A 23,670-nucleotide genomic window follows, 5' to 3' on the forward strand; every position below is an offset into this window, starting at 1 on the left:
CGATCAGTTCTCCCGGCTTTCGAAGTCGATGCGCGGATCGATCAGCGTGTACATCAGGTCGCTCACCAGCTTGGCCAGCAGGCCGAACAGGGAAAAGATGAACAGGGTGCCGAACACCACCGGGTAGTCGCGGTTGACGATGGACTCGAAGCCCAGCAGGCCGAGGCCATCGAGGGAGAAGATCACCTCGATCAGCATCGAGCCGGCGAAGAAGATGCCGAGGAAGGCGGCCGGGAAGCCGGCGACCACGATCAGCATGGCGTTGCGGAACACGTGGCCGTAGAGCACGCGCCGGTCGGTCAGGCCCTTGGCGCGGGCGGTGACCACGTACTGCTTGCCGATCTCGTCGAGGAAGCTGTTCTTGGTCAGCAGGGTGAGGGTGGCGAAGTTGCCGATCACCAGGGCCGTCACCGGCAGGGCCAGGTGCCAGAAGTAGTCGAGAATCTTGCCGCCCAGGCTGAGTTCGTCGAAGTTGCCGGAGGTCAGCCCGCGCAAGGGGAACCAGTCCCAGTAGCTGCCGCCGGCGAACAGCACGATCAGCAGGATGGCGAACAAGAACGAGGGGATGGCATAGCCGACGATGATCGCCGAGCTGGTCCAGACGTCGAAGGCGCTGCCGTGGCGGGTGGCCTTGGCGATGCCCAGGGGGATGGAGACGAGGTAGGTGATCAGGGTGCTCCACAGGCCCAGGGAAATGGACACGGGCATCTTTTCCAGGATCAGGTCGATCACCGTGGCGTCGCGGAAGAAGCTCTCGCCGAAGTCCAGCTGGGCGTAGCTCTTGATCATCAGCCAGAAGCGCTCGGGAGCCGACTTGTCGAAGCCGTACATCTTCTCGATCTCGGCGATCAGCTCGGGGTCGAGGCCCTGGGCGCCACGGTAGTTGGAGCCGGCCACCGCGACCTCGCCGCCACCGCCGGAAACGCGGCCGGTGGCGCCGCCCGAGGCGGCGTCGAAGCCTTCCAGCTTGGCGATCATCTGCTCTACCGGGCCGCCCGGAGCCGCCTGGACGATGATGAAGTTGATCAGCAGGATGCCGAGCAGGGTGGGGATGATCAGCAGCAGGCGGCGGACGATATAGGCCAGCATCAAGGGGCTTCCTGCTCGGTGGTCTTGGCGGGCTTGCTGCGTGGTGGGGCCGCCGGCGCCTCTTCCCACCAGGTCATCAGGCCGTAGTCGTAGAGCGGGGTCACCGCCGGGCGGCCGAAGCGCTTCCAGTAGGCCACGCGCCAAGTGTCCACATAGTAGTTAGGCACTACATAGTGGCCCCAGAGCAGGGCGCGATCCAGCGCGCGGGCGTGGCTGATCAGCGCTTGCCGCGAGTCGGCGCGGATCAGGCCGTCCACCAGCTGGTCGATGGCCGGGTCGCGCAGGCCCATCAGGTTGCGGCTGCCGGGGTTGTCGGCGCTGGCGGAGTGCCAGAACTCGCGCTGCTCGTTGCCCGGCGAGTTGGACTGGGGCCAGATCGCCGAGGTCATGTCGAAGTCCCGCGAGCGCAGACGGTTGATGTACTGGGAGGTGTCGACCCGGCGGATCTGCAGGTCGATGCCCAGTTCCGCCAGGTTGCGCTTGAACGGCAGGATCACCCGCTCCAGGTTGGGCTGGAAGTTGATGAATTCGAAGGCCAGCTGCTTGCCGTCCGGGCCGATCATCTTGTCGTCCTCGATGCGGTAGCCGGCCTCGGTGAGCAGCTGGAAGGCGCGCCGGCTCTGTTCGCGGATGATGCCGCTGCCGTCGCTGACCGGCGGCTTGAACTCCTGGGTGAAGACCTCCGGCGGCAGCTTGTCGCGCAGCGGCTCCAGAATCTTCAGTTCGGCCTCGTCGGGCAGGCCGGTGGCCGCCATCTCGGAGTTGGCGAAGTAGCTGCCGGTGCGCTTGTAGGCGCCGTAGAACAGTTGCTTGCTGGCCCACTCGAAGTCGAACAGCTGGGCGATGGCCTCGCGCACGCGGCGATCCTGGAACATCGGCCGGCGCAGGTTGAACACGTAGCCCTGCATGCCGGCGGGGTTGTGGTTGGGGATGGCCGCCATCACGAAGCGGCCGGCGCGCAGGGCCGGGGAGTCGTAGCCGGTGTTCCAGTCCTTGGCCGAATACTCCAGGTTGACGTCGAACTGCCCGGCCTTGAAGCCCTCCAGGGCCACCTGGGTGTCGCGGTAGTAGTCGACGCGGATGCGGTCGAAGTTGTACAGGCCGCGGCTCACCGGCAGGTCCTGGCCCCACCAGTCCTTGACCCGCTCGAACTCGACGCGGCTGCCCGGCGAGACCTTGCCGATGCGATAGGGGCCGCTGCCCAGCGGCGGCTCCAGGCCGCCTCTGGAGAAGTCCCGGTCGGCCCACCAGTGCTTGGGCAGCACATGGATCTGGCCGAGGATCAGCGGCAGCTCGCGGTTGTCCTTGTGCTTGAAGTCGAAGCGTACGGTCAGCTTGTCCTCGGCCACCACCTTGTCCACGTCCGCGTAGTAGTGGCGGTACATGGGGTCGCCTTTCTCGACCAGGGTATTGAAGGTGAAGATGACGTCCTCGGCGGTCACCGGCTGGCCGTCGTGGAAGCGCGCCTTGGGGTTGAGGAAGAAGCGGACGTAGCTGTTGTCCTCGGCCTTGTCGATCTTCTCGGCCAGCAGGCCGTACTCGGTGAAGGGTTCGTCCGGCGAGTGGTAGGTGAGGCTGTCGTAGATCAGCGGCTCCACATCCACCGGGTTACCCTTGGGAATGTAGGGGTTGAAGCTGTCGAAGCCGCCGATCCCGCGCTGCCGCAGCAGGCCGCCCTTGGGCGCCTCCGGGTTGACGTAATCGAAGTGCTTGAAGTCCGCCGGGTACTTCGGCGGCTCGCCGTACAGGGTGAGGGCGTGCCTGGGTTCGGCCTGGGCGGCGCCGGCCAGGACCAGCAGGGCGGCGGCGCCGAGGGTGCGCAGGGTGGGGCTCATCGAACGGTCTCCGTGGGCTTCAGCCACCAGGCCCGCAGCCCGAGGGTGTAGGGCGGGGTGGTGACGAAGGCGAACCGGTTGCGGTACGCCAGACGATGGTGATTGATGTACCAGTTGGGAATGCTGTAGTGCTGCCAGAGCAGGACCCGGTCCAGCGCGCGGGCGGCCGAGACCTGTTCTTCGCGGGTCTGGGCGGCTAGTAGCTTGTCGAGCAGGGCGTCGACCACCGGGTGGCGCACGCCCGCGTAGTTCCTGCTGCCCTTGACGCCGGCCTGGCTGGAGTGGAAGTACTGCCACTGCTCCAGGCCGGGGCTGAGGTTCTGCGGCAGGGTCATGAGGATCATGTCGTAGTCGAACTGGTCGAGGCGCTGCTTGTACTGGGCCCGGTCCACGGTGCGCAGGCTGGCGCGGATGCCGATGCTGGCCAGGTTCTCGGTGTAGGGCTGGAGGATGCGTTCCAGGTTGGGGTTGACCAGCAGTATCTCGAAGCGCAGGGGCTGGCCCTTGGCGTTGACCAGGCGCTGGCCGGAAGGTTTCCAGCCGGCCTCGGCGAGCAGACCCAGGGCGCGGCGCAGGGTCTCCCGAGGGATGCCGCGACCGTCGGTGGCGGGCAGGGCGAAGGGCTCGGTGAACAGCTTGGCCGGCAGTTGCTTGCGGTAGGGCGAGAGCACTAGCCACTCGCCGCCCTCCGGCTTGCCGGTGGCGGAGAACTCGCTGTTCGGGTAGTAGCTGGTGCTGCGCTTGTAGGCGCTGTTGAACAGGGCGCGGTTGGTCCACTCGAAGTCGAACATCAGGCCCAGCGCCTCGCGCACCTTGCGCTGGGCGAAGATGTCGCGGCGGCTGTTCATGAACAGCGCCTGGGTCTGGGTGGGGATCTGGTGCGGGATTTCGGCGCGGATCACGTCGCCGCGGGCGATGGCCGGGAAGCGGTAGCCGTTGGCCCAGTTCTTCGCCTGGTGCTCGATGTAGAAGTCGAATTCGCCGGCCTTGAACGCCTCGAAGGCCACGTTGCTGTCGCGGTAGAACTCCACCTCGACCCGGTCGAAGTTGTACTTGCCGCGGTTGACCGCCAGCTTCGCCCCCCACCAGTCCTTGACCCGCTCGAACACCAGGCGCCGCCCGGGGTCCACCTGGACGATGCGGTAGGGCCCGCTGCCCAGCGGCACGTCGAAGCTGGTGGCCTTGAAGTCGCGCTTCTTCCAGTAGTGCTGGGCCAGCACCGGCAGTTCGCCCAGGCGCAGGATCAGCAGCGGGTTGCCGGCGCGCTTGAACACGAAGCGGATGCGGTGGCGGCCGAGGATGTCGACCCTTTTGACTTCCTGCAGGTTGGTGCGGTACTGCGGATGACCGTCCCTGACCAGGGTGCGGTAGGAGAAGGCCACGTCGTAGGCGGTGATCGGCTGGCCGTCGTGGAAGCGGGCTTCCTTGCGCAGGTTGAACACCACCCAGCTGCGGTCCTCGTTGTATTCCACGCTCTTGGCGATCAGGCCGTAGCTGGAGGCCGGCTCGTCGCCCGAGGGATCGTAGGGGCCGGTGCCCACCATCAGCGGCTCGTTGAACTCGCTGACCCCGTATTGCAGGAAGTTGGGCGCCGCCGACGGACTGCTGCCCTTGAAACTGTAGGGATTGAGGGTGTCGAAGGTGCCATAGGCCATGATCCGCAGCGTGCCGCCCTTGGGCGCAGCGGGGTCGACCCAATCGAAGTGGGTGAAGCTCGCCGGGTACTTGAGCATGCCGAACTGGGCGTAGCCATGGCTCTCGCTGAGGGTCGCCAGGGCGGGGAAGCTCATGGCCAGGCCAAGGATCAGCGAGAGCAGGAGACGCATCGGGTGCGGAGTCCGGTCCATTGGGCTTCTGGCGGCATATAGAGGCAGGGTGCTGGTTTTTCGCTGCGGTTGGCGGCGGATGATCGCCGATTTGCACGGGCATGCCGACCGATTGTTTGCCGGTACAGTAACAGCTTGTATCCGCTGGAAAAAGAGCACCTTCCACGCGGCTTGTGCCATCATTTTGCCTACACTTGAACGAGATGAAACGAGGTCGCTGTCTTGGCGGAACGCAGTATCGGGTTACAGGCATGGATCGACAGATTGAACCAGGCGGAACTGCCTGCGCTCGCCGCCGTGGTGCAGGACCTGCATCGCCTGTCCCAGGCCGACCGGGCCTCGGTGCAGCAACTGGCCGACGTGTTGCTGCGCGACGCCTCGCTGACCTCCAAGGTGCTGCGGGTCGGTAACAGCGCCTACTACAACCCCTCCCAGGAAAGCATCCGCACCATCTCCCGGGCCATTGTGCTGATCGGCTTCGACAACGTGCGCCTGATCGGCATGTCGGTGTGCCTGATCGACAGCCTGCTGGCGAAGGCGCCGCGCGAGCAGCTGCAGATGCTCCTGGCGCGCTCCTTCCACGCCGCGGTGCAGGCACGCAACATCGCCGGCTACGTGCTGAGCCGCAGCGAGGAGGAGGTGTTCATCGCCGCGCTGCTGCATACGGTGGGCGAACTGGCGTTCTGGGCCAGCGGCGGCGCCCAGGCTGACGAGCTGGCCGTCGCCCTGGAGCGGCCCGGCATGGACCCGGACGAGGCCGTGCGGGAGGTGCTTGGCACCAGCTTCCGTCAACTGACCCAGGGCCTGGTGCGGAGCTGGAACCTGGGCGAACTGGCCGCTTTCGCCCATGGCGGTGGCAACCAGCACGATCCGGCGGTGCGCGCCATCGGCCTGGGCGTGAAGATCAGCGAAGCGGCGCTGGAGGGCTGGGACTCGCCGGAGATGGAGCAACTGGTGCAGCAGGTGGCCGAGTTCACCGGCGTCAGCCCCGAGGACGCGCTGCGGCAGGTGCTGGAAAGCGCCCGGGAGACCGTGGAGGTGGCCACCACCTTCGGTGCCGGCCAGCTGTGCCGGCTGATTCCCGATACCGATCCGGAGCAGATCCGCCTCCAGCAGCAGGAGCGCAAGGCGCGCCTGCTGCAGCCCGACCAGCTGGTGTTGCAACAGGCCCTGCAGGACCTGGGCATGATGGTCAGCAGCAAGGCCGACGTCGGCATGATCCTCGACACCCTGCTCAAGGGCCTGCACCGGGGCGCCGGGCTGGAGCGGGTGATGCTGGCGGTGCTGGCCGACGGCCAGACCCGTTTCCGGGTCAAGCGGGCGATAGGCGAGGGCACCGAGCGCTGGCTGAGCGACTTCCAGCTGCCGGCGTCCCAGGTCGAGCAGCCGCACATCTTCAGCTACGTGCTGCGCAACCGCGAGGCGCTGTGGATGGGGGTGCCGGCCAGCTACAACCTGGCCGAGCTGGTGACCCTGCCGATGCGCCAGCAGCTGGGGCAGGGCATGTTCTTCATCGCGCCGCTGCTGGCCGGCAGCCGCGAGATCGGCGTGCTGTACGCGGACTGCCGGGTTTCCGGGCGGGCGCTGAAGCACGAGCAGTTCGTCGCCTTCCAGCGCTTCGCCCAGCTGACCGTGCGCTGCCTGGAGGCGTTGGGCAAGCGCTGACGACAGGGCTATGTCCCCGTGCGGCCAAGACCTCTAGCCGAACACTGCAGCTGCCTGCGCCTGGATTATTCCTTCGGGCCAGCGCAAGCGCTGTTCAGCGATACAGCTGCTGTCCCGCCTGCGCGGGGATGGCGAGGTGGGAGTGGAGCCCTTCCGAGAACCGTCATTCCCGCGCAGGCGGGAATCCAGAAGATTGCACTGCAACGCGTAACAGGTACGCAGCCAACGAAAAGGCTATGTACCCGCTACGTGTTGGTGGCGCAATTCTGCTCTTGTGGGAGCGGCTGGGTGGCATCCCGATTGGCCGCGATGCTTTGTTGTCAGCCCCGTTCGCGGACAAGTCCGCTCCCACAGGGGCAATGGCGCGGAAAATGCCTTAACTGACAGGCATTAGCCTCGGGCGGCCTTGTTGTCAGTCGAGGTACAGCGTGAGGGTCTGCCCCGGCTTGAGCGCGCGGCTGTCGCTGCGCGGGTTCCAGCGCTGGATGTGCTCGACGTTGACCTTGAAGCGCTGGGCGATCAGGTACATGGAGTCGCCGCTCTTGACCTGATAGTAGGTCACGTTCTGCCGAGCCTTGCTGCCGCCGGCGGCCACCGAGTTGCCGGTGCCGCCCGAGCCGCCGCGGATGTCCAGCATCTGGCCGAGGCTCAGCTTGCTGCCGGCGTTCAGGCCGTTCCAGCGCTGCAGGTCCTTGAGCGAGACGCCGTGGGCATTGGCGATCTGCCAGAGGTTGTCGCCGCGCTTCACCTTGTAGCGCTGCGGATGGCTGGCGGGCGGCGGCGCCTTGGCCACCTGCTCGTGCAGCGCCCGCACCGGCTCGCGCCCGCCCGCGGACGGGATGGTGAGGACCTGGCCGACCCGCAGGTGGTTGCCGCTCAGCTTGTTGACGTCCTTCAGGGCGTTCACCGTCAGGTGGTGGCGGTTGGCGATGCTGTGCAGGTTGTCGCCCGCGCGCACCCGGTATTCCTGCCACTGCACCAGTTCCTGGGGTTTCATCAGCGAGAGGCTGGCGTTGAACTGCTCGGCCTTGTCGATGGGCACCAGCAGGTGCTGCGGGCCGTCCATGGTGATGCCTTTCTTGAAGGCCGGATTGAGGCTCTCCAGCTCGTCCTCTTCCATGTCGACCATGGCCGCCAGCCGCGCCAGGTCCAGCCCGGGCTTGCTCGCCACCTGCTGGAAGTAGGGTTCGTTGGCGATGGGGCTGAGGGCGACGCCGTAGGCCTCCGGCGACATGACGATCTGTGACAGGGCCAGCAGCTTGGGCACGTAGTCCTGGGTTTCCTTGGGCAGCGGCAGGTTCCAGTAGTCGGTCGGCAGGCCGAGCTTCTGGTTGCGCTCGATGGCCCGGCTCACGGTGCCCTCGCCGGCGTTGTAGGCGGCCAGTGCCAGCAGCCAGTCGCCGTTGAACATGTCGTGCAGGCGGGTGAGGTAGCTCAGCGCCGCGTTGGTCGAGGCGGTGATGTCGCGACGGCCGTCGTACCAGTTGGTCTGGCGCAGGTTGAAGTGGCGGCCGGTGGAGGGGATGAACTGCCACAGGCCGACCGCGTGGCTGCGCGAGTAGGCGTAGGGGTTGTAGGCGCTCTCGATCACCGGGAGCAGGGCCAGCTCCATCGGCATCTTGCGCTCTTCCAGGCGCTCGACCACGTAGTGGATGTACAGGCTGCCGCGGGTGCTGGCGTTTTCCAGGAAGGAGGGGTTGCTGACGAACCACAGGCGCTGGTTCTCGATGCGCGGGTTGATGCCGATCTCGTCCTGCAGCCCGAAGCCATCGCGCATCCGCACCCAGATGTCCTTGGGCACTTCCGGCTCGACCGCTTCGGCGAGCCACTGGGGCTCCTGCTGCAGGGTCACAGCGGGGTCGGTATCGCGGCTCTGCTCGACCGGGGCCGTGCTCTGGCAGCCTGCCAGGCCCATGCATGCCATTACCGCCAGAGCCCTTGCCCGTCGCGTCAGTTCCGTTGAATCAAGGGTTCCGAAAGGTAATAAAAACATTGTTATCTAGTATCTGTCGGCCCAAAAAAGTGGAGGGATTCTAGAAACGGCCCCCAGGGTGGTCAAGTTTTCACCAGCCCGCCGACGGGTCTCTAGGTCACCTTGAACTGGTCCTTCCAGCCGCGCAGCGCAGCGAAGACCTCGTCTTCCGTACGCTGCCGGGCGCCGTCCCGCTCGTCGATTTTTTCTTTAATGGATGTTTCGCCGCAGCGCAGGAAGGGGTTGGTCGCCTTCTCCAGGCCGATGTTCGACGGCAGGCTGATCCGCCCGGTCGCGCGCCAGGCGCTGACTTCCTCGAAGCGTTGCGCGACGGCCGTATTGCCCGGCTCCGCGGCACGCGCGAAGTGCAGGTTGCTCAGGGTGTATTCGTGGGCGCAGTAGACGCGGGTGGCGTCCGGCAGGGCGGCCAGGCGCCGCAGCGACGCGTTCATCTGCTGCGGCGTGCCCTCGAACAGGCGGCCGCAGCCGGCGGCGAACAGGGTGTCGCCGGAAAACAGCCAGCCTTCCTCGGCTTGGTGGTAGGCAATATGGCCCAGGGTATGGCCGGGCACCGCGTGGACGACGAAGTGGCGGCCGAGCACCTCGATCCGCGCGCCGTCGTCGAGCGCCACGTCGCGGGAAGGTATGTTCTCCCGCGCGGGGCCAGATACCCGGGCGCCAGTGGCGTCCTTGAGCCGGGTCACTCCGCCCACGTGGTCGGGGTGGTGGTGGGTGACGAGGATGTCGTCGAGCCGCCAGTCCGGGTGGGCGGCCAGCCAGTCCAGCACCGGCTGGGCATCGCCCGGGTCGACCACGGCGCAGCGGCGGGTGGTGGCGTCCTGCAGCAGCCAGATGTAGTTGTCGCTGAAGGCGGGAAGGGCATCGATCCGGTACATGTTCGGGGTCGCCATTTGGGGAGCAATGGCGCATCTTAAGCGCAACAACCCGCCACGATCTGCTGCGCGTCGGCCAAACGATGGAGAAAGCGTCCTCGGAGTGTTCATTTATCACTCGTAAACTGCGCTTCCTCGGCCACGTTCTCCATCGTTCATCTCTGGCTTGCGAGATCGTTATCTACGTCCTGCTCGTTCATGGAGGCTGCGATGAGCGAACCCTTCGCCCAGGCCGATGCCGACTGGCTGCAACTGACCCGCGCCGCCCGCGAGTGGCTGGCCTCGCCCCACGGCGAGCTGCTGCTGATGGAGGAGCGGCAGGCGCTGGACGAGGAGCTGGCGCGCTATTTCGGCGGCTATCTGGTGCACTACGGCCCGGCCGAGGCCGAGCCGCCCAGCGCGCCGCAGATCCGCTGCAACGTACGCCTGGGCGCGCCGCTGGCCGGCGTGCACATCGCCTGCGAGGAGCAGGCCTGGCCATTGGGCGAGCACGCCGCCGACGTGGTGGTGCTGCAGCACGGGCTGGACTTCTGCCTCTCGCCCCACGGCCTGCTGCGCGAGGCGGCGCGCAGCGTGCGCCCCGGCGGCCACCTGCTGATCACCGGGGTCAACCCCTGGAGTACCTGGGGGCTGCGCCACTACTTCGCCCGCGACGGCTTCCGCCAGGCCCGCTGCATCTCGCCCAGCCGCCTGGCGGACTGGCTCAGCCTGCTGGGCTTCGCGCTGGAGAAACGCCGCTTCGGGTGCTATCGTCCGCCGCTTTCCGCGCCGGCCTGGCAGGCGCGGCTGGCCGGACTGGAGCGCTGGGGCGCGCGCATGCACGCGCCTGGCGCAGGGTTCTACCTGCTGGTGGCACGCAAGCTGGTGGTCGGCCTGCGGCCGCTGCGCCCGCCGCAGCGCGCCAGCATGGGCAAGCTGGTGCCGATGCCCGTGGCCAAGGTGAGCCGGTGCGATTCCGAGGAATAGGGCCGGTTGGCGCTTGTCACGGCCCTTCCAGTTGCGCGTTGAAACGCCAACAGACCTGCAGAGCATTCGATGAGCGAAGAAATAGTCGAGATCTACACCGATGGCGCCTGCAAGGGCAATCCCGGTCCCGGTGGCTGGGGCGCGCTGCTGATCTACAAGGGTGCGGAGAAGGAGCTGTGGGGCGGCGAGCCCAACACCACCAACAACCGCATGGAGCTGATGGCGGCGATCTGCGCGCTGATCGCCCTGACCCGGCCCTGCCGGGTGCGTCTGGTCACCGACTCGCAGTACGTGATGAAGGGTATCCAGGAGTGGATGCCGAACTGGAAGAAGCGCGGCTGGAAGACCTCCACCAAGGAGCCGGTGAAGAACGCCGACCTGTGGCAGGCGCTGGACGAGCAGGTCAACCGCCACCAGGTCGAGTGGCGCTGGGTGCGTGGCCACACCGGCCACCCCGGCAACGAGAAGGCCGACCAGCTGGCCAACCGCGGCGTGGACGAAGTGCGGGCGATGAAGTCCGCATAGCCTCCCGTGGGAGCGGCCTTGGCCGCGAAATTCTCGAATGAAACCGGATCGCCGCCCCGCACACGCAGGATTGCGCCGCCTGCACGTTATCGAGACATGGTCTCTCCCGACCGCTTTCCCTTCCGTTGACCTCCGTCATGGCGCCGATCCCGCCCGGCCGCATCATGGCTGCGACATAGGCATCGCACGCCGGGGCGCCGAGGAGAGAACATGCTGTACCTGCTGCTGAAATTCACCCACCTGGCAGCGGCCGCCTGTTTCATCGGCGGCGTGTTCTTCGAGGTGATGATCCTCAGCCGCGCCGCCCGCACCCTGGAGCCCGCGCCGCGCGAGCAGCTGTCCAAGGCCCTGGGTCAGCGCGCCCGCCAGGTCATGCACTGGGTGGTGCTGGCGCTGTACGGCGCCGGCCTGGGGCTGGCCTGGCACTACCGGAGCGCGCTGGCGCAGCCCTTCGCCAGCAGCTTCGGCACCCTGCTGACCCTGAAGATCTGCCTGGCCCTGAGCATCCTCGGCCACTTCCTCGGCGTGGTCTTCCTGATGCGCACCGGGCGCATGACCCCGGCCCGCTCGCGACTGATCCACCTCAGCGTGCTGGCGCAGATGCTCGGCATCCTGTTCCTGGCCAAGGCGATGTTCGTGCTGAGCTGGTAGCCGCTCAGAAGGTGCGGGTCGCGGCGCTCGCCAGCTGCTGCAGGTAGGGCAGGTCGCACAGCACCCACTGGCGCAGGCGGCCGCGCACCCGGCCGGCCTGCTGCCAGTCGGACAGCAGCCGGCTGAGCGATTCCGGGCGGATGCCCAGGTGGGTGGCGAGCTGGCGCTGGCTGATCGGCAGGCTGAGGTTGTCGCCCTGGCGCCGGTGCAGGCCGAGCAGGTAGGCGGCCAGGCGCTGGGACGCCGAGCTGGCGGTCAGCCAGTCCACTTCGTTGACCTGGCGGTACAGGCGCAGGCTGAGGCTTTCCAGCATGCGCATGGCCAGCGGCGGGTGGCTCTCGCAGGCCTTGCGCAGCGCCGCCCGGCTCAGGCGGTAGAAGGCGCTGTCGCACTGGGCGCGGGCGTTCATCGGGTAGCGGCCGTGGGGCATGAACATGGCGGCCTCGGCGATCAGCTGGCCGTCGCGGAACAGATGGAAGACCCGCTCCTCGCCCTCGCTGGTGAAACGCATCATCTCCACGCAGCCCTGGCGCACCAGCAGGAAGTGCTCGGCCGCCTCGCCCTCGCGGAACAGCAGTTCGCCGGCTTCGGCCCGCAGGCAGGTGGCCGAGGCGGTGAGGGCCGCCATCAGCTCGGCGGGCAGATCGGCGAACAGGGGAACTGACGACAGCAGCTGGCGGCATTCGCCGCAATCTGCCCGGGACTTAACATTTGTCATTGGTAGCTGGCGTGCCGGCGGTGATGATGCGCGAATGAAGATAAGACTTATTCGCGAATCATTCAATCGACGTGCCGCCCGGCTGCTCGTCTCCCTGTGGCTGGCCGGATGCGCCGCCTCGCTCGCGCCCGCCGTGGCCGCGAAGGAGGAGGTCCTGCGCCTGGCCGGTCCTGCCGCGGTGGTCAGCTTCCCGCTGCTGCACATGGTCGAGAGCGGGGCGCTGGAGGAGCATGCGCAGCGGGTCGAATTCCGTCTGTGGCAGAACCCGGACCAGCTGCGCGTGCTGCTGGCCAACGACGAGATCGACTACAGCGCGGCGCCGGTCAACCTGCCGGCGCTGATGGCCGGGCGCGGCCAGCCGGTGCGCCTGCTCAACGTGTCGGTGTGGGGCATCATCTGGCTGGTCAGCCGCGACCCGGCGGTGCAGGGCTTCGCCGACCTGAAGGGCAAGGAACTGGCGCTGCCGTTCCAGCGCGACCTGCCGGCGATCCTGGTCGACGAACTGCTGCTCAGCCACGGCCTGCAGGCGGGACGCGACCTGACCCTGCGCCCGGTGCGCGACGGCCAGGACGCCCAGGCGCTGCTGCTGGCCGGCCGCGCCGACCACGCGTTGCTGGTGGAGCCCGCCGTGTCGCTGCTGCTGTGGCGCAACCAGCAGCAGAAGGGCGCGCCGCTGTTCCGCGTGCAGAGCCTGGAAAGCGCCTGGAAGCAATCCTTCCCCGCGCAGCCCGAACTGCCCCAGGCCGGGCTGATGGCCAGCGCGCGGATGGCTGACCGGCGCGAGCTGGCCCGCGCCGTGGTCGACGCCTATGGCGAGTCCGCGCGCTGGTGCAGTGCCCAGGCCCGCGAGTGCGCGGAGCTGGTCCACCGCCACCTGCCGCACCTGCCGGTTGCGGCCATCGAGCAGTCCATCCGCGTCACCCGCCTGGAAAGCCGCACCGCCAGCGAGGCCCGCGAGCCGCTGGAGGCGCTCTACCGGCTGATCGCCGAGCGCCATCCCCAGGCCATCGGCGGCGCGATGCCGGCCGCCGGCTTCTACGGGCCGTGACGATGAACGATATCCGACCCACCTCCCGGCGTTGGGCGCTGCTCGGCGGCGCACTGATCCTGCTCGGCTGGCAGCTGCTGGCGATGCGCCTCGGCCCGCTACTGATGGCCACCCCGCTGCAGACGCTGGACGCCATGTGGCGGCTGCCGTTCGAGGCCGACTTCCGCCTGCACGCCGGCGCCAGCCTGCTGCGTATTGGCCTGGGCGTCGGCCTGGGCTGCCTGCTCGGTTTCTGCCTGGGCCTGCTGGCGGGGCTGGATGCGCGCCTGCGCGGCCTGCTGGAGCCGCTGCGCTGGCTGCTGATGGCCACACCGCCGGTGGTGGTGGTCGTGCTGGCCATGCTCTGGTTCGGCCTGGGCTCGGCGATGGTGGTGTTCATCAGTGTGCTGATGCTGGCGCCCGGCATGTACGTGAACACGGTCAAGGGCATGCTGATGGTGGACCGCGGCCTGTTGGAGATGGCCCGGGTCTACCGCTTCGGGCCGTGGCAGAAGCTGCGTCATCTCTATGTGCCCGCCCTGGCGGCGCCGCTTGGCGCGGCCCTGCTGATCGCCACCTGCGGCGGCGTGCGCCTGGTGGTGATGGCCGAGGTGCTGGGCGCCGAGAGCGGCGCCGGCTTCGCCCTGGCCAACGCGCGCAGCACCTTCGACAGCGCCGGTCTGTACGCCTGGACCCTGCTGATCCTGCTGCTGGTGGCGGGCCTGGAGTTCGCCCTGCTGCAGCCGCTGCAACGGCGCATGGGGCGCTGGCAGGAGCCTGCCCATGCTTGACTGGCACGCCATCGACCTGCGCCTGGGCGGCCGCCCGGTGCTGAACGGCGTCGACTTCCGGGTGCGGGCCGGCGAGCGGGTCGGCATTCTCGGCCCGAGCGGCGCCGGCAAGAGCAGCCTGCTGCGGCTGGCCGCCGGCACTCTCAAGGCCCGGCGCGGCACCCTGGGCAACAGCTTCCGCCATGCCGTGCTGGCCTTCCAGGAGCCGCGCCTGCTGCCCTGGTGCCGGGTCGCCGAGAACCTGGAGATCCCCCTGCGCGCGGCCGGCCGCGACCCGGCGACGGCGCGGCGCCTGGCCGCCGAGTGGCTGGCGCGCGTCGGCCTGGGCGAGCAGGCCCGGGCCTGGCCCAACCAGCTCTCGGGTGGCATGGCGCAGCGCGTGGCGCTGGCCCGGGCGCTGGCGGTGGAGCCGGACCTGCTGCTGCTCGACGAACCCTTCAGCGCGCTGGACCCCGCCCTGCGCAAGACCCTCGGCGAACTCTGCCGCGACTGGCTCGATGCCTCCGGCGCGGCCCTGCTGTGCGTCAGCCACCATCCCGCCGAGCTGGTGGGCCTGGTCGACCGCTTCGTGCTGCTCAGCGGCGGCGCGCTGCGCGAGTTCGACCCCGCCGGACGCACGCCGGACAAGGTGGCCAGCGCGCTCCACCAGACCCTGATGACCCTGGAGGCACCGCAGCCATGAGCTATCCCATCCTGCTGACCCTGCACCTGTTCGCCGCGCTGATCTTCATCGGCACGGTGTTCTTCGAGGTGCTGATCCTCGAAGGCGTGCGCAAGCACGTGCCGCCCGCGGTGATGCGCGAGGTGGAGCAGGGCATCGGCAAGCGTGCGCGGCGCCTGATGCCCTGGGTGCTGCTGGTGCTGTTCAGCGCCGGCCTGGGCATGGTCTGGGTGCGCTACCTGCCGCTGCTGGCCGACCCGCTGGCGACCTCCTTCGGCACCCTGCTGACGCTGAAGATCACCCTCGCCCTGAGCGTGCTCGGGCACTTCTTCACCGCCATGTACCTGCTGTTCAGCGGGCGCATGAATTCCACCTATTTCCGCCGCATCCACCTGAGCGTGTTCACCCACATGGTCGGCATCGTGCTGCTGGCCAAGGGCATGTTCTACCTGAGCTGGTGAGCCGATTTCCTGTTCTGACGGAGTTGTGTCATGAGTCGATCCTTCACCTTGAAACGCCTGCCCCTGGCGATCCTGAGCGCGCTGCCCCTGGCCGTCGCGGCCGCCGACAACGTGGAGCTGGAGCCGCTGCGGATCAGCGGCCAGCGCCAGGCGCCGGCCAGCCAGTCCGTGGAGGCCGCGCGCGAGCGGCTGGCCCGCGTGCCGGGCGGCACCAACCTGGCCGAGCCGCAGGCCGAGACGCGCCTGGCGACCCTGCGCGATGCGCTGGACTACCAGCCGGGCCTGGTCATCCAGGACTTCTTCGGCGGCACCGACCAGCCGCGCCTGAACATCCGCGGCTCGGGCATCCAGAGCAACCCGGTCAACCGCGGCGTGCTGTTGCTGCAGGACGGCCTGCCGCTCAACGAGGCCGACGGCTCCTTCGTCATCGGCCTGCTGGAACCACGCAACGCCGCCTGGATCGGTGCCCGGCGCGGCGCCAACGCCGGCAGTCCCGGCGCCACCACCCTGGGTGGCGAACTGGAGTTCGGCTCGCTGACCGGCGCCGACGAGGCCGGTCGCCTGCGCGTCGAAGGCGGCAGCTTCGGCCGCTACGCCCTGCAGGCCGCTGCCGGCCTGGCGGCGGGCGGGCACGATGCGCGGGTCAGCGTCAGCCAGGACGAGTACGATGGCTATCGCCACCACTCCGCCTCGCACCGCACCCTGGTGCAGAGCAACTTCGGCCTGGACCTGGGCAATGGCGTGGAGAACCGCAGCTACCTGTCCTGGAGCGACCTCACCTTCGAGATCCCCAACGTCATCACCAAGGCGCGCCTGGAGGACGAGCCGCGCAGCGTGCTGGGCGACGGCAGCACCCCGCAGGACCGCATGCTCAACATCTACCGGCGCGACCCGCACCGCGACACCCAGCAGCTGCGCATCGCCAACCGTACCCTGTGGAAGGGCGAGGGCTGGCAGCAGAGCTTCGGCGTCTACGGGCAGAACACGGTGGACGACTTCACCGACCCGCTCAGCCATACCCTGACCGACAGCGACACGCTCGGCGCCCAGTGGAGCCTCGAAGGCGAGCAGCGCCTGTTCGGCTATCGCCTTGGTGCCGGCTGGTCCCACAGCGACATGGCCCGCGAGCTGTACGCCAACAGCGGCGAGGACGGCCGGCGCCTGCAGCGCTTCGGCGACTTCGACCTGGAGGCGCGCAACCTCGACCTGCTGGCCGGCCTGGACTGGCACCTGGCCGACGACTGGACCCTGGTGACCGAGGTGAAGTGGAGCGACGTCAGCCGCGACGCCCGCTCGCGCGATGGCAGCGCCAGCCTCGACCAGGGCTGGAACTACGCCACGCCGAAGATCGGCCTGAACTGGACCCCAGTCGACAACCAGCGCTGGTACGCCAACGTCAGCCGCAGCCACGAGGCGCCGACCTTCTGGGAGATCGTCACCGGCCAGGTCCCGCCGATCGCCCCGGCGCTGGCCACGGCGCAGCTGGTCGAACTCGACGTGCAGCGCGCCACCACCTACGAGATCGGCGGCCAGGGCCGGGTCGGCGCGAACGAGTGGAGCCTGTCCCTGTACCACAGCGACGTGGAGGACGAGCTGATCTCCACCAGCGACAGCCTGGGCGTCAAGGTCGGCACCTACAACTACGCCTCGCGCACCCGCCATCGCGGCGTGGAGGCCGGGCTCAAGGGCCTGCTGCCGACCTCCGCCAGCCTCGGCGGCGACCTGGCCTACCGCCTGGCCTGGACCTTCAGCGACTTCCGCTTCCGCGGCGGCGAGTTCGCCGGCAACCGGATCGCCGGCGTGCCGCGCCAGCTGCTGGCGGCCGAGCTGCTCTACCGGCGCGGCCCATGGAGCGTCGGCCCCAACCTGCGCTGGCTGCCCCAGGACACCCCGACCGACCATGCCAACACCCGCGGCAACTACCAGGACAGTTACGCGCTGTGGGGCCTGAAGGCGAGCTACAAGGCGAGCGAGGGACTGTCGGGGTACCTGCAGGGCGACAACCTGACCGACGAGGTCTACGCCAGCAGCTACGTGATCCGCAACCGCGCCGATGCCAGCCAGCCCACCTTCCTCAGCGGCAACGGCCGCAGCCTGAGCGTGGGGATGGATTACCGCTTCTAGCAGCGCGGACCCGGAGGAGGCGTGCCGGATTGTCCGGCACGCCGGCTTCGGGCTAACCTCCCGACCACGCCGGCGTCGCCGGCAGAGGGACTTGCAGCAGCGCGCGCCTTCTCTGGAGAGGTATTGCCCGCTGCCGCAGTCCCTGGAGCGATCATCATGGGGAGGGAGTCATGCTTGCCAGGGTTCTGGTCACACTCGGGGTCGCGATATTCGCCATCGTCGTTCCGGCGCTGGAAATCAACGCGTCCCACGTCTTCAACCCCGAATGGCCGCCCCATGCGCGGCTGCATGAGGTCTGGCAACTGACTACCAACTGCGCCACCGGCGCGCTGTGCCTGTGGCTGGCCTGGATCAGGGGCAGCATCCGGCTCGCCGGTGTCCTGACGATCATCGTCATGGGCGGCGCCCTGTTCGCCCACGCCACCGAGGACTCGTACGGCGGTTCCCTTGCCTCCGGCAATATCGGTAGGACCTTGCTTGGCCTCGAACCCGCAGCCATCGCCGCCAGTTTTGCCGTCATCCTGGCCGTGCTGGCCATATGGCTCGCAGGGGCGCGCAGGCCGTCTGCCGAGGGCTAGGGACAAGGCGTAGCACTGGGCATTCTTTTGTTTCACGCGCAACCGAGCATGCCGATGGCTGCTGCCATCCGAGACTCCATTGGGCCAACACCAGGCACCAAGCCATGAAGATCGATTGGACCCCGCTGCAGGACCATGAAGACGAAAACCTCTGGCGAGGCTGCGTCTTCCGGTTCCCGGCACGGCATCCTTTCGAGGATGTCGTCGATTTCATGCTGGTCGCGGATGCCGGTTCGGACAGTGGTTTCTCGCTGATCTGCACCACGGGGTACAAGGCCGGCCACCGGGGGTGCCAACTGCCTCGCGAGGCGTTGGCGGCGGGGCAGGTTCAGGCGATCAGCAAGCGCTGGCTGCTGGCCAACTGGCAGCTGTGGGTCTACCCGGAGACCGATGCTTCGAAGGTTCTGGTTTGTCCGGGCTATCCGCCGGGAGTTGGTGGTCTTGGATGAAAGCGGCTCTTGATTTGCTCGTTTCACATGCGTGGCAAGAGCATGATCTCCACCAAACTGGAAGAGCCGCTCGAACGGCAAGGCCAGCGGTTCAATTGAGTGCTGCTGGCGAGTGTTGTGCTCCTGTGGGAGCGGCCTTGGCCGCGAAGCCTTGATGTCATGTCAGCCCAGTTCGCGGACAAGTCCGCTCCCACAGGGTCGCTAAGCTCAGCAACAACAGTTAACTCAGACAGGTTATTCGCATGATCGACGACGGCACCCGGGGAAAGATTTCCGTCTGGGTCGGCACCACCAGCAAGAGCTTCGATGAGTTCAACGCGTACTTCGAGGGGCTCGAGGACCCGGATTCGAACTGCGGTATCCACCGCGACTTCGGCTGCACCTTCATCGATACCGACAGGTTCGGCACCTACGGCACGGCCGACAACGTGGTGGTGCCGATCGAGGAGCTGTGCAAGGAGGTCGGCTGCCGGGGCCTGGAAACGGAGCGGGCCATCGTCGAGAAGTGCCGTTCGATGGGCATCGTCAGCGGCAACTCCCTGAGCTACTACGGCAACGCGACCTTCATCGAGACCGAGCCGGCCAGGACCTACAACGACATGCGCTTCATCGGCACGTTCGACGACCCGTGAGGCGCAGACACTGCCATGACCGGCGTCAAGCCGAGCACCCTTCACGAAGGGCGTGATGCCGGGGCATCCACGCCGCCCAGTATCCTTCGCCGCATCTGCCGCCATCCTTAGGCTGGGGTTCCCGATCCCGACCCGAGGAAGATGCGATGGACTTTGCCTTCAGCCCGCGAGTGGAAGCGCTGCGCCAGCAGTTGCAGGACTTCATGGACACCCACCTGGTGCCACGCCACGGCCAGTGGCTGGCCGAGACCCGCGACGGGCGCCTGCCGGTGTCCTTCATGGACGATCTCAAGGCCCTGGCGCGCAGCGAGGGGCTGTGGAACCTGTTCCTGCCGGCCCTGGAGGCCGACGAGCCGGGCACCCGCCTGAGCAACCTGGAATACGCACCGCTGGCGGAGATCAGGGGGCGGCTGCCCTGGGCCTCCGAGGTGTTCAACTGCAGCGCCCCGGACACCGGCAACATGGAGCTGCTGCACCTGTTCGCCAGCCCGGAACAGCGCCGGCGCTGGCTGCAACCGCTGCTGAACGGGGAGATGCGCTCGGCCTTCGCCATGAGCGAGCCGGACGTCGCCTCGTCGGACGCCGGCAACGTGCAGACGCTGATTCGCCGTGACGGCGACCACTACGTGCTGAACGGGCGCAAGTGGTTCATCACCAATGCCGCGCATCCGCAGTGCCGCCTGCTGGTGGTGATGGGCAAGACGGCGCCCGACGCCGAGTCCCACCGCCAGCAGAGCATGTTGCTGGTGCCGTTCGATGCGCCGGGCGTGCAGGTGCTGCGCAATATCCCGGTGCTCAACCACCTGTCGCCCGAAGGTCACGCCGAGATTCTTCTGCGCGACGTGCGGGTGCCGCTGGATCATCTGCTCGGGCGCGAGGGGGAGGGCTTCATGATGGCCCAGGCCCGCCTGGGCCCGGGTCGCGTGCACCACTGCATGCGCGCCATCGGCATGGCCGAGCTGGCTCTGCAGCTGTTGCTGGAGCGTTGCCAGGAACGGCGGGTGTTCGGTCGCCACCTGGGGCAGTACGCCAACATCGGCGACTGGATCGGCGAATCGCGCCTGGACATCGAGCAGGCGCGCCTGCTGGTGCTGAAGACCGCCTGGATGCTGGACGCGGTGGGTGCCAGGGCGGCCAGGCGGGAGATCGCCATGATCAAGGCGCAGGTGCCGCGCATGCTGTGCCGGGTGGTGGACCGCGCCATGCAGGTGTTCGGCGCCATGGGCCTGAGCCCGGATACGCCGCTGGCCGACTTCTACACCCAGGGCCGCGCGCTGCGTTTCGCCGATGGCCCGGACGAGGTGCACCTGCGCAGCCTGGCGCGCTGGGAACTGGAGGCCAGCGCGGAGCGGCGAGGCCATACCGCGGCCTACCTCACGCCGCCGCCGTGACGCTCAGAAAGGCAGGCCGTGGCCCAGCGGCTGCAGGTGGGCGAGCAGGAGAAACGCCGAGACCAGCACCGCGTTGATCGACCAGGCCACGGTGAGGAAGCGGGCCATCTCGCCGTAGATGGCTTCGCGCACGTTGCCGGCGTTGCGCCAGATGGCGTTCAGCAGCCATGCGGTGTAGCCGATGAAGCCGAGCAGCAGCAGGGCGAGCGAGGTGCTGTCGATGGCTTGGTAGAGCAGCAGGATGGTGCCGAACAGCAGATGGCTGAGCAGTACGCCGTGGAGCCAGAACACCTTCCACAGGGCCGTGGTGCCGGGTGTGTCGAGCCGGGTGATGAGCTTGTGTGCCTGCATGGGAGCGACTCCTGTGCGAAACCTCTGTCCGAGTGTAGTCAGTGGCCTTGATGACTCGGCCCGCGAACGCGGGCCGAGCCTAGCCAAAACACATGTCATTTGATAATCAGCCGACCGTCGTGGCACCTCCTTCCGCGCCCCGCGGCACGGTGCTGGCAGTGGGGGAGAAGAAGCCGCTGATCACCTGCCAGGCCATGGCCAGGGCGCCGACGATGAACACCACGTCGCCGAAGGTGCGCACCCAGCGCAGGGTCTGCAGCAGGTCCTGCTGCATGAAGGCCTCGCTGCGGGCGTACCACAGGCCCTCGCTGACGCTGGCGTGGAACTGGATGATGCCGATGGGCAGCAGGCTGGTGACGATCATCAGCACCAGGCCGCCGTTCAGCCACCAGAAGGCCACCTTCATCAGGCGCTCGCTGAACACCAGTTGCGGGCGGATGTAGCGCAGCACCAGCAGGGTGAAGCCCAGGGCGAGGAAGCCGTACACCCCGAACAGCGCGGCGTGGGCGTGTACCGGCGTGGTGTTGAGTCCCTGGATGTAGTACAGCGAGATCGGCGGGTTGATCATGAAGCCGAACACACCGGCGCCGAGCATGTTCCAGAAGGCCACGGCGACGAAGCACATCAGCGGCCACTTGACCCGTTCCATCCAGGGCGCGCGGCCCTTGAGGCGCCAGTTCTCCCAGGCCTCGTAGCCGAGCACCACCAGCGGCACCACTTCCAGGGCGCTGAAGGTGGCGCCCACCGCCATCACCGGCGTGGTGGTGCCGGCGAAGTACAGGTGGTGGAAGGTGCCGGGCACGCCGCCGAGCATGAACAGCGAGGCCGACGCCAGGCTGGCGGTGGTGGCGGCGCGGCGCGAGACCAGGCCCATGCTGGAGAAGACGAAGGCCAGCGCGGTGGTGGCGAAGACCTCGAAGAAGCCTTCCACCCACAGGTGCACCACCCACCAGCGCCAGTACTCCATCACCGACAGGTGGGTGCGCTCGCCGTAGGCCAGGCCGGCGCCGTAGAACAGGCCGATGGCGATCACCGAGGCGGAGAGCAGGGCCAGCAGGTTCTTGTCGCCCGGTTTGGCGAACGCGGGCAGGATGCCGCGCAGCATCAGCACCAGCCAGAACACGATGCCGAGGAACTTGCCGATCTGCCACAGGCGGCCGAGGTCGACGTATTCGTAGCCCTGGTGGCCGAGCCAGAAGTTCCACTCGGCCGGCATGATCTGGGCGATGGCCAGATAGTTGCCGACGAAGGAGCCGAGCACCACGACCACCAGCGCCCAGAACAGCACGTCGACGCCGAGCTTCTGGTATTTCGGGTCCTTGCCGCCGTTGATCAGCGGTGCCAGGAACAGGCCGGCGGCGAGGAAGCCGGTGGCGATCCAGAACAGCGCGCTCTGGATGTGCCAGGTGCGCAGCAGCGAGTAGGGGAACCACTGCGACAGCGGGAAGCCGTAGAAGTCCTGGCCCTCCACCGTGTAGTGGGCGGTGGCGCCGCCGAGCATGACCTGGAAGCCGAACAGCCCGACCACCAGCAGCAGGTACTTGCCCAGCGCCTTCTGCGACGGGGTGAGGCCGGCCAGGGTCAGCGGGTCCTGCGGCGGCACGACCGGCTCTTCCTCCTCATGGTCGCGCAGGAAGGCCCAGGCCCAGACCAGGAAGCCCACCCCGGCGATCAGCAGGATCACGCTGGCGATCGACCACATCAGGTTCTCGGTGGTCGGCACGTTGCCGATCAGCGGCTCGTGGGGCCAGTTGTTGGTATAGGTCGCCGTGGATTCCGGGCGCTCGGTGGCGGCCGCCCAGGCGGTCCAGAAGAAGAAACGGCTCATCTGCTCGCGCCGGGCGGCGTCGGGCAGGGTGTTCTCCTTCATGGCGAAGCTCTTGCGGCTCGGTTGCAGCGCCGGGTCGTCACTGAACAGGGCGTTGTAGTAGTCGGCGGTCTGGCGCACGGCGGCCGCGCGGCGCTCGCTCAGGACCAGCACGCCGCCTGCCACGTCGTTGTCGCGGTATTCGCGCTTCAGGCGCTGGCGCAGCAGGGCCTGGAGATCGTCGTCGAGTTCGGCGAAGGGCTTGGCGTAGGCGTCCTGCGCGGCCAGGTCGAGCCAGGCGGTCAGTTCGCGGTGCAGCCAGTCGGCCGTCCAGTCCGGCGCCTGGTAGGCGCCGTGGCCCCAGATGGAGCCGAGCTGCATGCCGCCGACACTCTGCCAGGCGGTCTGGCCGTCGAGGATGTCGTCGGCGCCGAACAGCTCCGCGCCGTCCGCGCTCAGCACCTGCTCGGGAATCGGCGGCGCCTGGCGGTAGACCTCGCGGCCGAACCAGCCGAGCAGGCAGAAGGTAGCACCGAGCACGGCGATCAGCGTCCACCAGAGCTTGCGGTACTCACCCATGGCTCACCTCCATGCCCAGCGCACGCGGGAACAGCAGGTTGTTCTCCAGGTGGATGTGCTGCATCAGGTCCACGCGCAGTTCGTTGAGGCCGCGATACAGCGCCTGCCAGGTGTTGCAGGCGCCGGCCGGGGCGCGGATGTCGTCGGTGAGTTCGGCGAGCCGCTCCAGGGACTCGCCGTGCTGGTCGTGCTCGAAGCGCATCACCGAGATCGGCCCGCCGGCCATGGCGCCGGCGCCACGCAGGATCATCGGGAACAGCACCTGCTCCTCCTTCTGCATGTGGCTTTCCAGCTCCTGCTGCATCTCCATCAGCAGCTCGGTGAGGCCGTTCGGGCATTCCTCGCGGCGGCCGTGCACCTGCTCCACCCGCGCGGCCAGGCGGATCAGCTCCGGCAGCTGCTGGCGGTGGATGGTGTGGTAGCGGGTCAGAACATGGTCGATCAGCTGCGCCGGCGCGGCCTCGCGCCAGGTTTCCCCGCCCGCGTCCTGCGGGTCGAGGGCGAGCAGGCGGGCCGCCACTTCGCCGGCGTCGATGCCGCGCTCCCGGGCCGCCTGGCGCAGGCTCTTGGCGCCGCCGCAGCAGAAGTCCAGGTGGAATTCGTGGAATACCCGGGTGGCGCCGGGCAGGTTGCAGGCCAGATTGCCGAGCGTGTCGTCGAGCAGTTGGGCGGCCATGGA

The 23,670-nt window shown here is 68.0% G+C and carries 22 protein-coding genes; 13 read left to right on the top strand and 9 right to left on the bottom strand.

The window, feature by feature from the left end:
* Positions 1–3: 3 nt before the first annotated feature.
* Genes N5D30_RS13355 through N5D30_RS13365 form a run of 3 tightly spaced genes read right to left on the bottom strand, consistent with a single transcriptional unit; the run spans position 4 to position 4,750 of the window.
* Positions 4–1,089, bottom strand: coding sequence for a microcin C ABC transporter permease YejB (locus tag N5D30_RS13355; protein ID WP_220815740.1), 1,086 nt, complete (start codon positions 1,087–1,089; stop codon positions 4–6).
* Positions 1,089–2,924 (bottom strand): extracellular solute-binding protein, encoded by a 1,836-nt coding sequence (locus tag N5D30_RS13360; RefSeq protein WP_279909379.1) that lies wholly within the window; start codon positions 2,922–2,924, stop codon positions 1,089–1,091. The genes N5D30_RS13355 and N5D30_RS13360 overlap by 1 nt, the downstream gene beginning before the upstream one ends.
* On the bottom strand, positions 2,921–4,750 hold the full coding sequence (locus tag N5D30_RS13365; protein WP_279909380.1) for an extracellular solute-binding protein: 1,830 nt from the start codon (positions 4,748–4,750) through the stop codon (positions 2,921–2,923). The genes N5D30_RS13360 and N5D30_RS13365 overlap by 4 nt, the downstream gene beginning before the upstream one ends.
* 222 nt (positions 4,751–4,972) lie before the next feature.
* Here N5D30_RS13365 and N5D30_RS13370 point away from each other — a divergent pair, with 222 nt between their 5' ends.
* The gene (locus tag N5D30_RS13370) at positions 4,973–6,415 is read left to right on the top strand and encodes an HDOD domain-containing protein (protein ID WP_220815743.1); all 1,443 of its coding nucleotides are present in this window, start codon (positions 4,973–4,975) and stop codon (positions 6,413–6,415) included.
* A 412-nt stretch (positions 6,416–6,827) separates the two neighbouring features.
* Here the strand turns inward: N5D30_RS13370 and N5D30_RS13375 are convergent, their stop codons facing one another.
* Entirely contained in the window at positions 6,828–8,408 is a 1,581-nt protein-coding gene (locus tag N5D30_RS13375; protein WP_279909381.1) for a lytic transglycosylase domain-containing protein, read from the bottom strand.
* 92 nt (positions 8,409–8,500) lie between these two features.
* On the bottom strand, positions 8,501–9,283 hold the full coding sequence (gloB, locus tag N5D30_RS13380; protein ID WP_279909382.1) for a hydroxyacylglutathione hydrolase: 783 nt from the start codon (positions 9,281–9,283) through the stop codon (positions 8,501–8,503).
* Between the two features lie 207 nt (positions 9,284–9,490).
* On the opposite strand from gloB, the gene N5D30_RS13385 reads away from it, so the two are divergent.
* The 3 genes from N5D30_RS13385 (at position 9,491) to N5D30_RS13395 (ending at position 11,422) form a co-directional block, all read left to right on the top strand.
* Positions 9,491–10,246, top strand: coding sequence for a methyltransferase domain-containing protein (locus N5D30_RS13385; RefSeq protein WP_279902006.1), 756 nt, complete (start codon positions 9,491–9,493; stop codon positions 10,244–10,246).
* Positions 10,247–10,315: 69 nt separating this feature from the next.
* Entirely contained in the window at positions 10,316–10,771 is a 456-nt protein-coding gene (gene rnhA / locus N5D30_RS13390; protein ID WP_220815747.1) for a ribonuclease HI, read from the top strand.
* A gap of 210 nt (positions 10,772–10,981) precedes the next feature.
* Positions 10,982–11,422: a hypothetical protein gene (locus N5D30_RS13395; protein WP_279909384.1), complete on the top strand. Its 441-nt coding sequence runs from the start codon at positions 10,982–10,984 to the stop codon at positions 11,420–11,422.
* A gap of 4 nt (positions 11,423–11,426) precedes the next feature.
* Here N5D30_RS13395 and N5D30_RS13400 read toward each other — a convergent pair whose 3' ends face one another.
* Positions 11,427–12,140: a Crp/Fnr family transcriptional regulator gene (locus N5D30_RS13400; protein ID WP_279902005.1), complete on the bottom strand. Its 714-nt coding sequence runs from the start codon at positions 12,138–12,140 to the stop codon at positions 11,427–11,429.
* 34 nt (positions 12,141–12,174) lie between these two features.
* Between N5D30_RS13400 and N5D30_RS13405 the strand changes: the two genes are divergently transcribed.
* The 9 genes from N5D30_RS13405 to N5D30_RS13445 all read left to right on the top strand — a co-directional run bounded on the left by N5D30_RS13405 (position 12,175) and on the right by N5D30_RS13445 (position 20,254).
* Positions 12,175–13,188: an ABC transporter substrate-binding protein gene (locus N5D30_RS13405; protein WP_279909385.1), complete on the top strand. Its 1,014-nt coding sequence runs from the start codon at positions 12,175–12,177 to the stop codon at positions 13,186–13,188.
* A 2-nt stretch (positions 13,189–13,190) separates the two neighbouring features.
* Positions 13,191–13,958, top strand: coding sequence for an ABC transporter permease subunit (locus N5D30_RS13410; protein WP_220815750.1), 768 nt, complete (start codon positions 13,191–13,193; stop codon positions 13,956–13,958).
* Positions 13,951–14,640 carry an ATP-binding cassette domain-containing protein gene (locus tag N5D30_RS13415; RefSeq protein WP_279909387.1) on the top strand — a complete coding sequence of 230 codons (690 nt, stop codon included), beginning with the start codon at positions 13,951–13,953 and terminating at the stop codon, positions 14,638–14,640. Before N5D30_RS13410 ends, N5D30_RS13415 begins: the two co-directional genes overlap by 8 nt.
* Complete coding sequence (locus tag N5D30_RS13420; RefSeq protein WP_220815752.1) at positions 14,637–15,080, top strand: hypothetical protein; 444 nt, start codon at positions 14,637–14,639, stop codon at positions 15,078–15,080. Before N5D30_RS13415 ends, N5D30_RS13420 begins: the two co-directional genes overlap by 4 nt.
* A 30-nt stretch (positions 15,081–15,110) precedes the next feature.
* Positions 15,111–17,204 (top strand): TonB-dependent receptor, encoded by a 2,094-nt coding sequence (locus N5D30_RS13425; RefSeq protein WP_279909388.1) that lies wholly within the window; start codon positions 15,111–15,113, stop codon positions 17,202–17,204.
* Positions 17,205–17,374: 170 nt separating this feature from the next.
* Positions 17,375–17,782, top strand: coding sequence for a hypothetical protein (locus N5D30_RS13430; RefSeq protein ID WP_279909389.1), 408 nt, complete (start codon positions 17,375–17,377; stop codon positions 17,780–17,782).
* Positions 17,783–17,886: 104 nt separating this feature from the next.
* The gene (imm45, locus tag N5D30_RS13435; protein ID WP_279909390.1) at positions 17,887–18,231 is read left to right on the top strand and encodes an Imm45 family immunity protein; all 345 of its coding nucleotides are present in this window, start codon (positions 17,887–17,889) and stop codon (positions 18,229–18,231) included.
* A gap of 242 nt (positions 18,232–18,473) precedes the next feature.
* Positions 18,474–18,863, top strand: a complete 390-nt coding sequence (locus N5D30_RS13440) for an immunity 22 family protein (protein WP_279909392.1) — start codon at positions 18,474–18,476, stop codon at positions 18,861–18,863.
* A 146-nt stretch (positions 18,864–19,009) separates the two neighbouring features.
* A complete protein-coding gene (locus tag N5D30_RS13445; protein WP_279909394.1) occupies positions 19,010–20,254 on the top strand; it encodes an acyl-CoA dehydrogenase family protein in 1,245 nt (414 codons plus the stop codon).
* 3 nt (positions 20,255–20,257) lie between these two features.
* Here N5D30_RS13445 and N5D30_RS13450 read toward each other — a convergent pair whose 3' ends face one another.
* From N5D30_RS13450 to ytfE, 3 genes are all read right to left on the bottom strand, one after another.
* A complete protein-coding gene (locus N5D30_RS13450) occupies positions 20,258–20,605 on the bottom strand; it encodes a hypothetical protein (protein WP_279909396.1) in 348 nt (115 codons plus the stop codon).
* 106 nt (positions 20,606–20,711) lie between these two features.
* A complete protein-coding gene (locus N5D30_RS13455; protein WP_279909397.1) occupies positions 20,712–22,991 on the bottom strand; it encodes a nitric-oxide reductase large subunit in 2,280 nt (759 codons plus the stop codon).
* Positions 22,984–23,667, bottom strand: a complete 684-nt coding sequence (ytfE, locus tag N5D30_RS13460; protein WP_279909399.1) for an iron-sulfur cluster repair protein YtfE — start codon at positions 23,665–23,667, stop codon at positions 22,984–22,986. Before ytfE ends, N5D30_RS13455 begins: the two co-directional genes overlap by 8 nt.
* Positions 23,668–23,670: the final 3 nt, after the last annotated feature.

The organism is Pseudomonas sp. GD03875 (assembly GCF_029840585.1).
GTDB classification, from domain to species: Bacteria; Pseudomonadota; Gammaproteobacteria; order Pseudomonadales; family Pseudomonadaceae; genus Aquipseudomonas; species Aquipseudomonas paralcaligenes.